Annotated in this window: 15 protein-coding genes; 4 read left to right on the forward strand and 11 right to left on the reverse strand. The window is 32.8% G+C overall.

Going from position 1 to position 15,892, the window contains the following annotated elements:
- Positions 1–356: 356 nt before the first annotated feature.
- Entirely contained in the window at positions 357–872 is a 516-nt protein-coding gene (locus ACOOWA_RS09620; RefSeq protein ID WP_421374885.1) for a TlpA family protein disulfide reductase, read from the reverse strand.
- Positions 873–1,208: 336 nt separating this feature from the next.
- Positions 1,209–2,237: a tetraacyldisaccharide 4'-kinase gene (gene lpxK / locus ACOOWA_RS09625; protein WP_421374886.1), complete on the reverse strand. Its 1,029-nt coding sequence runs from the start codon at positions 2,235–2,237 to the stop codon at positions 1,209–1,211.
- Positions 2,238–2,420: 183 nt separating this feature from the next.
- On the opposite strand from lpxK, the gene truA reads away from it, so the two are divergent.
- The 3 genes from truA (at position 2,421) to ACOOWA_RS09640 (ending at position 5,752) form a co-directional block, all read left to right on the forward strand.
- Entirely contained in the window at positions 2,421–3,155 is a 735-nt protein-coding gene (truA, locus tag ACOOWA_RS09630; protein WP_421374887.1) for a tRNA pseudouridine(38-40) synthase TruA, read from the forward strand.
- 128 nt (positions 3,156–3,283) lie between these two features.
- Positions 3,284–3,640: a hypothetical protein gene (locus tag ACOOWA_RS09635; RefSeq protein WP_421374888.1), complete on the forward strand. Its 357-nt coding sequence runs from the start codon at positions 3,284–3,286 to the stop codon at positions 3,638–3,640.
- A gap of 354 nt (positions 3,641–3,994) precedes the next feature.
- Positions 3,995–5,752 carry an ABC transporter ATP-binding protein gene (locus ACOOWA_RS09640; protein WP_421374889.1) on the forward strand — a complete coding sequence of 586 codons (1,758 nt, stop codon included), beginning with the start codon at positions 3,995–3,997 and terminating at the stop codon, positions 5,750–5,752.
- On the opposite strand, the gene ACOOWA_RS09645 is transcribed toward ACOOWA_RS09640, so the two are convergent.
- A complete protein-coding gene (locus tag ACOOWA_RS09645) occupies positions 5,747–6,097 on the reverse strand; it encodes a hypothetical protein (protein ID WP_421374890.1) in 351 nt (116 codons plus the stop codon). The genes ACOOWA_RS09640 and ACOOWA_RS09645 overlap by 6 nt on opposite strands.
- A 373-nt stretch (positions 6,098–6,470) precedes the next feature.
- Between ACOOWA_RS09645 and ACOOWA_RS09650 the strand changes: the two genes are divergently transcribed.
- Complete coding sequence (locus ACOOWA_RS09650; protein WP_421374891.1) at positions 6,471–6,686, forward strand: hypothetical protein; 216 nt, start codon at positions 6,471–6,473, stop codon at positions 6,684–6,686.
- 57 nt (positions 6,687–6,743) lie between these two features.
- Here ACOOWA_RS09650 and ACOOWA_RS09655 read toward each other — a convergent pair whose 3' ends face one another.
- The 8 genes from ACOOWA_RS09655 to groL form a co-directional block, all read right to left on the reverse strand.
- Positions 6,744–7,508, reverse strand: a complete 765-nt coding sequence (locus ACOOWA_RS09655; protein ID WP_421374892.1) for a DUF3575 domain-containing protein — start codon at positions 7,506–7,508, stop codon at positions 6,744–6,746.
- A gap of 137 nt (positions 7,509–7,645) precedes the next feature.
- The gene (locus ACOOWA_RS09660) at positions 7,646–8,638 is read right to left on the reverse strand and encodes a T9SS type A sorting domain-containing protein (protein WP_421374893.1); all 993 of its coding nucleotides are present in this window, start codon (positions 8,636–8,638) and stop codon (positions 7,646–7,648) included.
- Between the two features lie 121 nt (positions 8,639–8,759).
- Positions 8,760–9,476, reverse strand: coding sequence for a hypothetical protein (locus ACOOWA_RS09665; RefSeq protein WP_421374894.1), 717 nt, complete (start codon positions 9,474–9,476; stop codon positions 8,760–8,762).
- A gap of 45 nt (positions 9,477–9,521) precedes the next feature.
- Entirely contained in the window at positions 9,522–9,947 is a 426-nt protein-coding gene (arr, locus tag ACOOWA_RS09670; protein ID WP_421374895.1) for an NAD(+)--rifampin ADP-ribosyltransferase, read from the reverse strand.
- Between the two features lie 56 nt (positions 9,948–10,003).
- Positions 10,004–10,930, reverse strand: a complete 927-nt coding sequence (locus ACOOWA_RS09675; protein WP_421374896.1) for a Kelch repeat-containing protein — start codon at positions 10,928–10,930, stop codon at positions 10,004–10,006.
- Between the two features lie 235 nt (positions 10,931–11,165).
- Positions 11,166–12,323: a hypothetical protein gene (locus ACOOWA_RS09680; RefSeq protein WP_421374897.1), complete on the reverse strand. Its 1,158-nt coding sequence runs from the start codon at positions 12,321–12,323 to the stop codon at positions 11,166–11,168.
- A gap of 9 nt (positions 12,324–12,332) precedes the next feature.
- On the reverse strand, positions 12,333–14,156 hold the full coding sequence (locus ACOOWA_RS09685; protein WP_421374898.1) for an NACHT domain-containing protein: 1,824 nt from the start codon (positions 14,154–14,156) through the stop codon (positions 12,333–12,335).
- A 100-nt stretch (positions 14,157–14,256) separates the two neighbouring features.
- Positions 14,257–15,882, reverse strand: a complete 1,626-nt coding sequence (groL, locus tag ACOOWA_RS09690) for a chaperonin GroEL (protein ID WP_421374899.1) — start codon at positions 15,880–15,882, stop codon at positions 14,257–14,259.
- Between the last annotated feature and the right edge of the window lie 10 nt (positions 15,883–15,892).

A 15,892-nucleotide genomic window follows, 5' to 3' on the forward strand; every position in this document is an offset into this window, starting at 1 on the left:
AAAGTTGATAGTAATTGTCCTTAAAGAACAAATAAGGTTTACATATTTGTGATTTTACCTTATTTGAACTTCCTATTCTCAAAGCTTTAAGCTTACAAAACTTTTGTGGCTTTTGTGGTTGAATTTTAACTGAAACAGTTGTAACCGCAAAAGAAACAAAAGCTTTATTTCTAAATTTAAAGTTGATAGTAATTGTCCTTAAAGAACAAATAAGGTTTACATATTTGTGATTTTACCTTATTTGAACTTCCTATTCTCAAAGCTTTAAGCTTACAAAACTTTTGTGGCTTTTGTGGTTGAATTTTCAAATCAAAGAGTTTTTGTAAATTCAAATCAGCAAAAACCTTATCCTCAACCTACTTTAAAAGCTTGTCAATCGTCAGCTGAATTTCCGGATCTTCAGGAGAAATTGCGTAATATTTTGCAATACCAGATTTTTGATCGATTACCATATATCTCGGAATCCAATTCAAATCAATGTAATTGTTGAAATCATTTTTCCAGCCTGAAGCAAACCAGTAATTTTCTTTTTCTTTCATGTTGAATCTTTCCAGACTGCTGTCGAATTTCTCTTTTGATCTTTCTAAAGAAAAAAAGACAAAATCAATATTGGGATTATTTTTCTCCAGTTCTTCAGCTTTGGGCAAAGCTTTCAGACAATCTCTGCACCATCCTGCCCAAAAATCAATCACCAAAATTTTACCTTTATGTTGGTCTAATATTTCCTGAACGCTGATGTTTTTACCTTTTTCATCTTCCAATTTCTGATGTAATGCCTCTTTTGAAAACTGAGTTTTTAAAACTTTAGGTGTTTCCTGCGCGCAGCCTAAAGTAAAAATACTCAACATCATGATCATCATACTCTGCTTCATATCTAAATTTTTTACAAATCTAAACAATGAAACGTGAAATTTGAACAAAATAATATGAATTAGCAGAAATTTAAAAAATTGAAATAATCTATATTGGAATTTTCAAGCTAAGAGCGCAAAAGGATTTTAAATGATAGATAATATTTTCCGTTCGCAATGGCGTTTGAATTCGTCGAATCATCGATTTCACTCAGCAATAAAAAACTGTCATTTGTTAAACGAAGTGCCTTTGTGAACGGAAAAATATGCTGGATTTAGGAAAATATTTGCGATCATAGCGTTTAATTAAGCAATATATCAAAGCAAAAAAATCTGCAACAACTGCTGCAGATTTTCTTACTTTTTGTTGACATAGTTCATAATCACCTGATTAAACTCTTCCTTCTTATCAAGAATGACATTGATTGGCCAATAATAAACCAAATCACGCAAATAATCGAAAGTTTTTAATCGAACGTAATCTTTTTCTGTGGTAAGAATTAATTTGTATTCACCGAGTTTTTTATATTCTGCAATGATGTTTTTAATGTCTGCATCAGAAAAGTTATGATGATCTCTGAATTTCAAATGTTTTACGCGCTGAGAAAATTTAGCCAAATGATTTAGCAGTGGTTTCGGATTGGCAATTCCTGTAATTAAAAGAATGTCGTAATAATTCAAGTTGTTATCAGGAAGCATCTTGTCTCTTGTACCGTAAATATTTTCATCATAACCGATTGATGAGAAAAAAACTTTCTGAGTTCTCGTCGGTCTTATTCTTGAAATATAATATTGTTTTGTTTCTTCAGTCAGTTCATCCGGACATTTGCTGACCATAATAATGTCTGCTCTCTGAGATCCCGCTCTGGATTCTCTTAAATCTCCCGCCGGAAGAAGATGATCTTTAAAATAAGGATCGTTAAAATCTGTCATCAGAATATTGAATCCAGGTTTGATCGCTCTGTGCTGCATCGCATCATCAAGAATCAAAACATCAAGATCCATATCATCAATCACTTTTCTGGCTCCTGGAACCCGATCTTCAGAAACGGCAATCACAAAACGGTTTTTGAAACGTTCGAAAAGCTGCATCGCTTCGTCGCCCACAGTTTTATAATTACTGTCGTAATTGGTGACATCATATCCTTTCGTTAATCTTCCGTAACCTCTGGAAAGTACGCCGGTTCGGTAATGCTTAGACAGAGATTTTGCGAGATACATCACCATTGGCGATTTTCCGCTTCCACCCACAGAAAGATTACCGACATTGATAATCGGAGTCTTGAATTTCGTAGATTTAAACATTCCCAGATCATACAATGTATTTCGGACACCCGTAACCATGTGATAACCTAAAGAAAAAGGATAGAGATACCATCTTTTCATATGTTGGCAAAAATAATAATTTTAAAACCTTAAAAGGATGTTTTTAGTCAGTTTTCAAAATAAATCTGTAATTTTTTTGTCATAAATTAAAGTATTTTTGCAGGAACGTTTAAGAACTGAAATTAAAGGATCATTTTTCTTGAAATTCAGAGTTTGTTGTTTTTAAATAAACATTTATTTACATTGAGATATTTTATTGAATTTTCATACAACGGAAAGAATTATTTTGGCTATCAGATTCAGCCAAAAGATATTTCTGTGCAGGAAGTACTGGAAAAAGCACTGTCAACAATTTTAAGAGAAAAGATTAAAACAACAGGAGCGGGAAGAACCGATACCGGAGTTCATGCAAAAAAAATGTTTGCCCATTTTGAAACCGAACAGGAGTTGAACAACCAATTTCCTCGTAAACTCAACAGTTTTCTTCCGGCAGATATTTCAGTTAAGAGAATATTTAAAGTAAAAGATGATTTTCACGCCCGTTTTAATGCGACTTTCAGAACGTATGAATATTATATTTCTTTAGAGAAAAATCCGTTTTCGCAGGATTCTGCTTGGCAACACTGGAGAAAACCTTTAGATATCCATAAAATGAATGATGCCTGTAAGATTTTATTTGAATATGAAGATTTTACAAGTTTTGCAAAACTCCACACCGACAACAAAACCAATTTGTGCAAAATATACAAAGCAGAATGGGAGCAAAACGGAACTGAGTTGAAATTCACCGTTTCGGCCAATCGATTTTTAAGAAATATGGTCCGGGCAATTGTCGGAACGATGGTTGAAGTGGGTTTAGGGAAAATTCAGCCTGAAGATGTAAGGAAAGTAATAGAAAATAAAAACCGAAATTCTGCCGGAACTTCCGCTCCGGCTCATGCGCTTTATTTGGTGGATGTTGGCTATGAATTTGATTGATATTTAAACACAAATTTTACGAATATCAACACCAATCTTCACAAATAATTTCGTGCTTTTGTGCCAGTTTGTGAAAAATATTTGTGTAATTTGTCTTTAATTCAAAAAATATTAAAAAACTAAAAACTATGATGTCAATTATTATTCTTGTAGGAGCTTATCGTTATTATGCTGGTTTAGCCGAAAGATTTGGTAAAATAAAATGGCAGCTCGGGCTTTTGGCGATTGGTATTTATTTAGGTTTTCAGGTTTTATTTATCTTTTCTTATGGGTTTTACGTAGCGTTGACAAATCCAAATGCTTTAAATGACAACAATTATGCGGGTTTTTCAGGCATCAACATCATCAGTTGGATATTTGCAATCGGTGCAGTCTATGGAGTATACAGAATTCTTGAAAATAGATTTGAAAAAGAAGCTTCTAAAACTCCCATTTTGGAAATTGAAGAAATAGGAGTTGAGCAGGATAAAAATATTCACCTTTAACCTGTTGTGCATTTAAGGGGGAAGTAATAAAGTAAAAATCAATCACTTGTATTTCTTTGATAAACGAAGTGCCCTTATTTTACTTAGTTCAGCATAGTTTTGGAGTTTCTTTCGTTTAACCTCGCGTTTATTTTATCGCAAAAGAAAACAAAGAATTTAAATCAAAAAAGCTTTTTAAAGATAAACAAAGGCGTTTCACTTACTGCAGTAAAACAAATTTGTAAATACACAACAGGTATCTTTAAATAATAGATATCTGAAATATTCTGTCTTAGTTTTTCAGTCTCTAAAATTATAAAGCCGTATTTTTGCAGAGAATTTTTTAAAAATTAATTCTTTACGTCAATTTCTATAATGAAAAAGCAAGATACGTGGGCAATTGTAAAGAGGCTGTTCTTCATTGGAATGAAGTTTCGCAGCTGGTTTATTTTTACTCTTATTATTTCCGTTTTACTTTCCGTTGTTTCTACTTACCGACCTTATCTTACGATGCAGATTGTGGATAATGATATCACAAAGCTGAAAGACAAAGCCTTAATGATGAAGCATATTTATGCTTTGGTAGGATTGGTTTTTGCGGAAACGATTTTAAATTTCTTTTTGGTTTATTTTTCCAATTATATTTCGCAGAATGTCATCAGAGATATTCGAGAAAGGCTGTATAATAAGCTTATTTATTTCAGAACTTCTTTTTTCGATAAAACTCCGCTTGGTCAGTTGGTGACAAGAGCGGTTGGTGATGTGGAAACCATTGCCACCGTTTATACAGATGGTTTTTTAATGGTTTTCGGAGATGTTCTTAGGATTATTTTCGTGCTTTTTATGATGTTTCAGGTTGATGTACATCTCAGTTACATTTCTCTTGCGATTTTGCCTTTAATGGTTGTTATTACCAGGTTTTTTCAGAAAAGATTAAAAAAAGCTTTTGGCGATGAGAGAGCATGGACTTCCAATCAAAACTCATTTGTACAGGAAAGATTGGCAGGAATGCCGATTATTCAGGTGTTTAACAGACAGAAAGCTGAGTTTGAAAAATTTGATGAAATTAATATCACCCTTAAAGCAGCTTTACTAAGAACTGTTTTTATTTTCTCACTGTTTTTTCCTGTTGTGGAACTGATTTCCTCCTTGTTTATAGGATTTGTCCTTTTCTATGGAGGTTATATCACGATTAGTGCGGGTGTTGTGATTGCGTTTATTCAGTTTATTTCAATGTTGATTCGTCCTTTGAGACAGATTGCAGACCGTTTTAATAATATTCAGCGTGGAATTGTCGGTGCTGAAAGAGTTTTAGGCGTAATGGATGAAGATTACGCGATGCCAAATACAGGAATTGTAAAAAAAGATCATTTCGAAGGGAAAATAGAATTTAAAAATGTACGCTTTGCTTATGACGAAAAGCAGGAAGTTTTAAAAGGAATCAATTTTAAAGTAAATCCGGGAGAAACTGTAGCCATTGTCGGTGCAACCGGAGCGGGAAAATCTACTATTATCAGTTTAATTACGAGACTGTATGATATTAATTCAGGTGAAATATTTATTGACGATGTTGAATTAAAAGAGTACGAACTTTATAATCTTAGAAGTCATATTGGTGTTGTTTTACAGGATGTTTTTCTGTTCCATGGAAGTATTTATGAAAACCTGGCTTTTGGTGACGAAGATGTGACTTTAGAAAAAATAAAAGCAGGAGCAAAAGAAATTGAAGTTGATGAATTTATTGAGCAACTCCCGGGAGGTTATGAATATGTGGTGAGAGAAAGAGGATCGTCTATTTCGCTTGGACAAAGGCAGTTGTTATCGTTTTTAAGAGCTTATTTATCTGATCCGAAAATTCTTATTCTGGATGAAGCCACCTCATCAATTGACCATGAAAGTGAAAAATTAATTCAGAGAGCAACCGAAAAAATTACCAAAAACAGAACCTCTATTATCATCGCACACCGACTTTCAACCATCGAAAAGGCTGATAAAATCATCGTAATGGAGCATGGTAAAATCGTGGAAGAAGGAAAACATCTTGAACTTCTTGATAAAAACGGTTATTACTCTACATTATACAAAGCTCAGGTGAGACATGAAGTTGAGGTGGACGAAAAGCAGAATTCATAATCCGAAAGGAGTAATTTCTAAATCTTTTTTCCAGCTTTCACCGTATTTATTTGTTAAATATAGGGCAACTTCCTGATTGTTCTTTTTTGCTTTTTCAGACATATAAGCAGTAATTACACAGTTTTCGTATGCGACATAAACTCCATATTTTTCTTTAAAACTTTCATGAGTTCGAGACATAATTCCAAACTGTATAAAATGCCTTACTTTTTCATTTTTATCTGAAATACGCTTATTGTCATTTTCCTTTTTAGCTTCGATAATTATCGGCTCATTATTCTGGGCATAATTGAATGTTGAAAATGTAATTAATCCTAAAATAAAAGTAGTTTTGAAGAATTTCATGGTTTTTATTTTTCTTTTGATGCTTTAAATAGTTTTAGGTTAAAAAAAACATTTTGGACTTATCTGATTTTTCTTTCATACCAATCAAATATGTTCATCGTTTTCTTAAATGATTCAAAGAGAATCAATTATTTAAAGTGCCTCTAAATCCGTATTTGTTAACATTTGGTTAATATTAAATTCACTTTTAGTTCACAATTATTGAGTTAGGTATAGTTTTTGCAAGTTGTTGTAAATGCAAATTATTCCCAAAACCCTGTTGTTAATTCAGATATAATTGCTAAATTTATTAAAAATTTAACCAATCGTTGTTTTTAATGGGGGTTGATCGAGTAAAAGTTGCTGTTTTTTTAACTTAACAAAAAATATAAAGATGAATAATATTCAAGACGAATTTCAGGTCTTAAAAGATGAATTGAAAAAATTGAACATAGACGTTCAAAAAATTGTAAAAGTTGGTAACGGAAGTATGGATTTCCATGAAGTATTTTATAAATCTCCGAGATATGAAGATATAAAGACTGTTTTTGTACAGCGTCACACAATGGATAATTTGATTTCCAGATTCAAAGAATGCTACACTAGCTAACAATAAAAATCGCCTCAGAAAACTCTGAGGCGATTTTGTTTATATTTTTAAAAAAAATCAGAATCTATAACCCAGAGAAAATCCACTTCTGAATCCTGCCCATGGTCCGTCCACTTTTATTTTTGCACCATTTGAATTGGTTTCTACAGTATAATCTACGAATGGAATGTCAAGATTTTCGATTTCCTTTTTCAACTGAGCCTGCATTTCCGGAGTTAAAATAACATTTCCCGTTAAATTGAAATCTCCTTTTCCTGATCCATAATGTGCACCCGCAATCCAAAAATCTAGAACAAAACTGTGTTGCTTATTCAGGAAAAACTGCGCACCAATCATTAAACCACCGCTATTTCCGTTGGCGTCGCCGTTTCCTTTCAGCGGAATCGGGATAGTCGTGTTTAATGCCGTGTAATCATATGTAAAATCGAAAGTGTTTGAAGAAACTTTTGAATACCTGTAATAAGGAGCAAAATAAAATCCTTTACCATAACCTTCCCCAATATAAAATCTGGGCTCGATGGTAAAATTAGTGGCTTTAATTCTCAGATTCTGAAATCTTCTTTCATCTTCCTCATTTAAAAAAGCATTCATAAAAGGAACTTTGCCTTCTGCAACAGTTCCAAAACCGATATTCACGGCAAACCAGCGGTTGATCGATCTTTCGTATGACAGATTGATATTTCTGAAGGCATAACCTGTAACATTGGTTTTAATAATATTCATTTTTTCTACATGGAATGTTTGGTCAGTAGAAGAAATATTTTGCTGAGCATAAGCCTCCGAAAGCAAAATACACGGAGCTAATAAAAGTAGTTTTTTCATGGCTGTAAATTTTAGTCTAAAATAAATATAAATGTGATTGGCAAACGTAACCAATAAAAGAACATTTGATTACAAAAACGTTAAATCAAAAACCGTTCTAAAATCTCAGAACGGTTGTAAATTTTATAAAAATAATTTTATTTCTTTATGAATTTAATAGTTTCTTTTGGTTTATCTGAATTTAAAACCTCAATAAAATAAGCTGAAGGGGGTAATTCGGAAATTTCAACCTTTCCTGAATTTAAATCAGTAGCTTTAATTAATTTTCCGTCTAATCCGTAAATCTTAACTTTTGAATTATCGGAGATTTCGCCTTTGATGTGAATAAAATCCTGAGCCGGATTAGGATAAAGACTTAGTTTTTCTTTTAATTTTATATCTGAAACCGCTAAAAATGCTTCGTTTAAAGCAGTCGCTCCGCCTGTAGATTGATTGATGCTTAAAAGAGGAACGCTGATGTTTCCGCTTGTAGAAGTTAAAACGGCAAATTTATTTGTAGCACTGTAATAACTGTAAGAAGTGTTGGTTACAGTTCCGATAGAAAAGATGAAAAATGTATCTGTAGATTGATAAAGATTAAAATTCTGTACCGATTTTATTCTTAAAACATTCGTGTAGACTTTGTTTCCGATAAGAAGAGTTCCTGCTGCATCTGCGGTATTTACAATAGTACCTTTAAATAATCCGGAAGCAGCTGTTGAAGTAAAAGTTCCCTGTGCCTGATCTGTCTCATTATATCCGAAACTTGCAGGATAGGTGATGATTGTACCGTTGTTTGCCGAAAAATTTAATGTTGCATCGGGAGTTATCAAGCCTGTGATTTCAAGTTTTGTTGCTGTCTGTTTATAAAGAGCAGTATTTCCGTCACCTATCATTTTTATGGTTGATCCCGGAAAAATAGAAATTTCGGAAGTGGTGGGTGCAGAATATGTTGTTAAAGTTGCTGCCCCTGCTGTTAAACTCGTATTTGTGAAAGTTGCACTGTTTCCTGTTGCAGAATTATTCACAGTTCCGTTAACGGTTACATTATTCACAGTTTCACCAATTACAGGGTCATTAAAAGCTTTTGTAATGGTTTGGGCAGACAAAAATCCTGTCGCTGAAATTAAAATTAGTAGAGTTTTTTTCATTTTTTATTTTTTATAAAGATATATCATTTATGAAAATCTTTTCATAATTATTTGATTGTAAATGAAAAAATGTTACATCAAGTTATTGAGTTCTGATATTGATATATTTTCTATTTTAAATTCAATCAATCTTTGTTTTCATCAAAGGTGTTGCCATTACATTGATTTTGCCTTTTCGGGTTGGATAGTATAAATTTCTACCTTTTAAAATGAAGAATTCATCTTTAATGGTCTGTCCGTCATCAGGAATATTTTCAATTTCAAATTCGAAAAAATTAGAATCGTTATTTTTCTTTGTGAAAACAATATAATCTTTCAGGTGATACGTCATAAAACCTATTTGCGAAAAATCTTTTTTTGAAATGGTGACAGAGTTATTGCTATTAAGAATATGCTGTTTTCGGATCCGCGGAGCCCAGCCGCAAGTTCTGACGTAAGGGTTTTTTAGGATATTAATGTAATTTTTCTTTTGATCAAAATAAACGGTTGCCATTCTGAATTCCTGATTTTTAGATGAATCAGAAACTGTATTTGCAGGAATGAAATTGATTTTAATGGTAATTGAATCTGATTTAATCATTGATTCCTTCATCGTAATCTTTGCAAACTCTTTTTTAATCTTTGGATTTAGCAATACTTTACCATCTGAAAACTCCCAATTTCCATGATTTATTTTTCCGTAGTTGTGGAAAGTAAATGTAGAATCAGATTTTAATTCGAGGTAATTTGCATTAGGATTTAATTTTACATTTTCACTGTAAATTCCTGTAATGTCTTTATTCTGAGCGCAAAGAACAGAAGTAATTGAAATCAGTATAATTAGAAAAAACTTTTTCATCAATACAAATTAAATTATTGTGATTATTTTAGAGGAAATGAAAGTTTAATTAATAATTTCCGCATCCGGATTTTCCCGAAGCTTCGCTATTCTTTCTCTCCAGTTTTGAAGTTCTTCATCGGTAAGTCTAACCCAATCTGTTAGTTCTCCGACAATTTTCAACGGTTCTGTACTTCGGTAAGATCGGGTAGGATTTCCCGGAAATTTTTTGTCGGTTACGTTGGGGTCATTTTCAAATGCGCCGGTCGGTTCTACAATGTAAATTCGGTCATGACCATCACCTTCCGCCAATGCAGCAGCCAATCCTGCTCCGTTTTGTAAAGCTGTAAAGTAAATGTGATTCATAATAATTTCAGATTTATAGTTTGAATTGAAACCTGCTTTAAGCAAATCTCCAATCTTCAAATCAGCTTTTGTACCGTGATAGAATGGGCCGTTATCCAGAATTTGTTCGTCTTTTTTGTTTTCCATTGGGGGAAGTGTTTTGAGGTTGAAAGTACTTGTAAACTTAGGAATTTGTTTTGATTTTATTTAGCGGAAAGCACTTCTTCGCTAATATCCGCAACCTGAACGCTCTTAATCGCTGATTTGGTGGAGGATGCTGTACTTCCACCTATGATGTATAACTTGTTGTTATGTATTTCCGCAGCAGCATGTCTTCTGGGAATCATATTGGATGATAACTTATGTAACGTATTGGTTTCTGTATCAAAATAGGCCAGAAAATTTTGATTATTATAACCGCCTGCGATAAAGATCTTAGTTCCGGATACCGCTAATGAATGACCCGATATCGCAGCCGGCATCGTATATTGCTCAGTCCAGAGATTTTTTTTGAGATCGAAAACATTGACCAGACGCGATGATGTACCGTTAAAACCACCGATGACATAGAGCTTATCATTCACGATTTTGCCTCTTGCTTCTCTGGCTGTCGGCATATCGGGTAAAGTATTCCAGGTATTTAAAGCTATGTCGTAATATTGAAATCTATTAGAAAATACGGTCGTTGCAGTATTGTTTAATCCACTTCCGCCGAACGTATAAATTCTTCCGTTATGAATGGCAGAACCTGCATTTCCTGTATAGGCACGGTTAACAGCGCCCTTCGTTTTTTGATGAGTGTCAAGGTCTATAATTTCCAGATGGCTGTTTCCCCAACCGTTAAAAATATAAATTTTATTACCATAAGTCTCCGAATTGGCAAATCTTTTAGGAACCAGACTGGAGTTGATGATACTCCAACGGTTGTCTTTAATGCTGTACTTCTCAATAATAGTAGCATTGCCATCCGAATCTTTATACCCATTGCTTAAATAAATATTGTCACCTGCAATGGCACTGGTTACAGCTCCTCTGCGAACAGACATATCCGAAAGATGTTTAAAATTCAGGGTCTGTGCATTCGCTAAACATAAACCGAAAAGTGAAAGGAGGAATGATTTTGTTTTCAAGGTGCGGAGGTTTGGGTTGAAAAATATGTTTTAAATATAGGGAAAAGTTGTGGATTGGAAATAGAGGACGTTGGGCTAAAGATATTTTTTAACAAAAAGCCACACGAAGGGATTCGTGGGGCAGCGGTGGGTTTTTAATTATAGATTTATTGAAATGTCAAAACCGATCGGATGCGAGCGGTTTTTTATGTTTTAGGGTACGAGAGGCGGAGAATTATATCACGAATTTAAGTTGTTAAGATTTATAAATTTTATCGATAGTCCGTAATTTTACGTTTTTATTTTTTAAACGATACTTTTGATATTGGTCAGATGTTCTTTTTTTATCGATTAGTACAATAATTATATTATCAATATTTGGATTATTTGATAAAACATAGAAATCAAGAAGTTTCTCAAAACTACCATCACGAACAAAAAAATAGACGCGATTGTTTTTTAGGTGATCTAATATCTCTTTTTCAGTTACACCATTTTCAATAATTTTATCATAAACCTCAACAAAATTTTCGTAACCAGCCGATTCAATACAATTAATCAAAAATATATTAAAGGCATCAATTCTAGTTACATTTGTGCGATGATGAAATTTTTGTTCAATAAAAATACTTTTGACTCCAAAGTATTTAATTTGATTAATAATTACTTCTGGATGGCTTATTTTTAAATCTTTCTTTACTGTCAATTCAAGTAAACTATATAAGAATAAATTTTGAGTAGAAAGTTCTTTAGTTTTTAAAATATTTTTAAGGTGAAGTGGATGTTCATTTGCCTTGGAAAAAGTTCCCATTTCGAAGAATAAGATATAAAGTTCTACTAAATCCTTTTTTAAAGTAATACTATTCTCTAAGTCATTAAAAACCTGCTGAATAATGATTTTGGTGTTAGTAATTTCAGTTAATTTATAAAGTTTTGATAGTAAACTGTCTTCCTCAAAAGTAAATTTGTTTTTCTTCCCAATAATTTTTTCACCTTTAACACATAATAAAATTGTTTTTTTTATAATTTCATATTTAATTGATTCGCTTACATTTGTCAGGCGTGGTATATTAGATACTAAAAAAAAGAATACATTCATTGAATCCGTTTCAATTTGTTTTGTTAATATCTCATCAAGTAGTTCTTCATCTGCCTGTTCGCTGTCAACTCTCAGTAATAATAGTTCGAAAACAATATACCAGAAGGGATTTGGTAAATACTGTGTAATTATAGAAATCACGTGTAGTCGTGCAGAGTCGCTAGCTTTCGTAAAGTAATTTATATATAGATAGTCTGCTGTGTAGTATTCTAAGAACGTTTTATGAGTGAAGTTATCTTCGAAATATATTGATCTTTTCTCGGCATATTCTAAGAATTTCTTGGCTATTTCTTCTGCATCCTCATACTCTTTCACTTCATCTTTTTAAAGCAAAAAATCTGCAAGTGATTTCACAGTTTTATCGTAACTGATTATTTGATTTTTAGTTAACTCTTTATATTGCCAATAAGCTAGATGAGCAAAAGTTAATCGCTTATGTTTTACTGGCATTTCAAATTTTAATTCTTTTTCTCTTAAATCAATTGTTTCAACTAAGGTTTTAGTACATGCTTCGTATATTTCTAACTTTGAATCTGGGATTACGATATTGTTACTAGATAGAATTAAAATAAGAGTCATTATTAAAGGATTGCTTTTTAAATCACTATCTACATCATTTTCAATTTGAGTAAGACATTGATTAATACTCGATTTCCTTTTTTCAATATTTATAATTTGTGTGCTATAAAATTTATTTACTAACTCGTTAATTTGTTTGTTCTCAAATTTTTGTATGGCAAATTCTTCAAAATTGCTTGAATTGAACTTTATATCGTGATAACCTATAAAACGAGATGTAACAATACATTTAGATTTTGTGAAATTTGTCGAAAAAGCTTCAATCATTTCCTTAATTTTTATCTTGTGAGAAATGTCAAAAATTTCATCTAACCCGTCGAAAAAAATTATTGATTCTTTTGTTTTCAAAATTTCATATAAAATTTCACGAGATGCATTTATTTGCATTTCTCTGCTAATTAAATCGCAGACATAATCAATGATACTTTTAGTTTCTCTCACTTCATTGTATTTTCTTAATTCCACTCTGAATGGAATATGCTTTACATATTTTCTCAGTCCTTGAGAGAATACTTCTCCATTACAAATTGTTGTAATAAGATATTTTACAAGCAATGATTTACCAGCTCCAGGATCTCCAAGAATAATCAAATTTTTGTCCGATTTAAAGATATCTTGTATTTTTAGGTCAGTCTGTCTAGCATTCTCAATTTTTCTACTTTTATCATTATGAATTTTGTAAAAAAAAAGTTTAACAAACAAATCAGTTAATCTAATGTCAGTAGGTCGCTGTCTATATTTGTGCAAATCGAACCCTATGAAATTTATAGTGTTTAATTTTTCCACTGAAACATTTCTATATTGAATTAAAAATGTTTCAATTAAGTTATTGAAATCAATATTATTCTTAGTTTCCATTTTTGCTAAGATTTCATTTGTTCTTTTTTCAATTAAAGAATTGTCAGTGACTTTTTTAATTGAAAAAAAAGTGGAAATTATTTCTGGAAACTTATTAATCCAAAGATTATAGTCACTGGGCGTAATTAGTTTATAAGAAAAATTGTTAATAATGTTTTGAATTTCTATCTCAATATCACCTGAGTCCAGACCATTAAATTCCACATATTTATTTATATTTTGTTCTATGTAATGCTTGAGATCTATCTGTTTAATAAGCGTTTTATCTACAAGCTTATCAAAAAGGTTTAGTGCTTTTGATGTAAAACCAGTAGATGTAGCTGTAAAATATGTAAATTTTGTAGAACTGTTATAGATATTTTTATTTAGATAGAAATGTAAGGAGAACTTGGTGAGTTCTAAAAGAATTTGCGAGTCTGACAAATTTTTCGAATATTTTTTACATTGAATAAATGCTGAAAATTTATTTTCTTTAGTTAATACAGAATCCACACCTTTATCTCCAACACCTTGCATAAGAAGTACATCGTCGTAGATTGGATAAATTTCTGTATCTTTTTCTGATATTCTCTTTTTAAAAATAGAATAAGTTAGTATTTCAAATACTCTGTCATCCAAGGAATTAAGTGGATAAGGACTGTTTGATATTGCTATAGGTTTATTCGCAGTTAAAATAGTAGTTTCAATTGTGTCTTGATTAATTTGGATCATTTATTAGTTTTTTATAAATGTAGTATAATTTTTTTTAAACAAAAAACCGCTCAGAAAAATCTGAACGGTTTTAAATTTATATTGTCTCAGCGTCGCAATACTACATCATTCCCGGCATTCCACCACCCATTGGCATAGCTGGTTCTGCACTCTTCACTTCAGTGATTACACATTCAGTTGTTAAAAGCATTCCAGAAACAGAAGCTGCATTTTCAAGGGCAACTCTAGTTACTTTTGTAGGGTCGATGATACCCGCTTCAAGCATATTTACATACTCGTCAGTTTTTGCGTTGTAACCGAAATCTTCAGTTCCTTCTGCCACTTTAGCAACGATTACAGAACCTTCACCTCCTGCGTTGGCAACGATTTGTCTTAATGGCTCTTCGATCGCTCTTTTTACGATTTTAATCCCTGTAGTTTCGTCAGCATTGATTCCTGTTAGGTTTTGTAAAGCGTCAACTGCTCTTACCAAAGCAACACCACCACCTGCAACGATACCTTCTTCAACCGCTGCTCTCGTAGCGTTTAATGCATCGTCAACTCTGTCTTTTTTCTCTTTCATTTCAACTTCAGAAGCTGCACCTACGTAAAGTACGGCAACACCACCCGCTAATTTAGCCAGTCTTTCCTGAAGTTTTTCTCTGTCGTAGTCAGAAGTAGTAGTTTCCATCTGAGCTTTGATCTGGTTTACTCTACCTTTGATTTTAGATTCTTCACCACCACCATTTACTACAGTCGTGTTGTCTTTATCGATAGATACTTTCTCAGCAGTTCCCAACATATCCAGAGAGATATTTTCCATTGTGAAACCTTGCTCTTCAGAGATTACCTGTCCGCCAGTTAAGATAGCGATATCTTCCAACATTGCTTTTCTTCTGTCACCAAACCCAGGAGCTTTTACAGCAGCAATTTTAAGAGAACCTCTTAATTTATTTACTACTAAAGTTGCCAAAGCTTCACCTTCAACTTCCTCAGAAATGATCAATAGAGATTTTCCACCCTGTGCGATAGGTTCAAGAACCGGAAGGATTTCTTTCATAGAAGAGATTTTTTTCTCTACTAATAAGATATATGGATTTTCAAGTTCAGTTAACATTTTCTCAGGATTCGTCACAAAATACGGCGACTGGTATCCTCTGTCAAACTGCATCCCTTCTACAACGTCAACTGTTGTATCGATACCTTTTGCTTCTTCTACAGTGATAACCCCTTCTTTACCAACTTTTCCGAAAGCCTCAGCGATAAGAGAACCGATCGTTTCGTCGTTATTTGCAGAAACTGAAGCTACCTGCTGTACCATTTCTGTAGAATCACCTACTTCTTTAGATTGTTCTTTAAGGTTAGCAACAACAGCACTTACCGCTTTGTCGATTCCTCTCTTAAGATCCATTGGATTTGCACCTGCAGCTACGTTTTTAAGGCCTTCTCTTACGATAGCCTGAGCCAAAACAGTTGCGGTAGTAGTACCGTCACCTGCAATATCATTGGTTTTGGAAGCAACTTCTTTTACCATCTGTGCTCCCATGTTTTCTACTCTGTCTTCAAGTTCGATTTCTTTAGCTACAGAAACACCGTCTTTAGTAACGTGAGGTGCACCGAAAGATTTTTCGATGACAACGTTTCTACCTTTTGGTCCTAAAGTTACTTTTACTGCATTAGCCAATGCGTCAACACCTCTTTTTAAAGCGTCTCTTGACTCGATATCGAATTTTATTTCTTTTGCCATAATGTTTAGC

This window comes from Chryseobacterium sp. GP-SGM7 (genome assembly GCF_049166575.1).
In the GTDB taxonomy this organism is placed as follows: domain Bacteria; phylum Bacteroidota; class Bacteroidia; order Flavobacteriales; family Weeksellaceae; genus Chryseobacterium.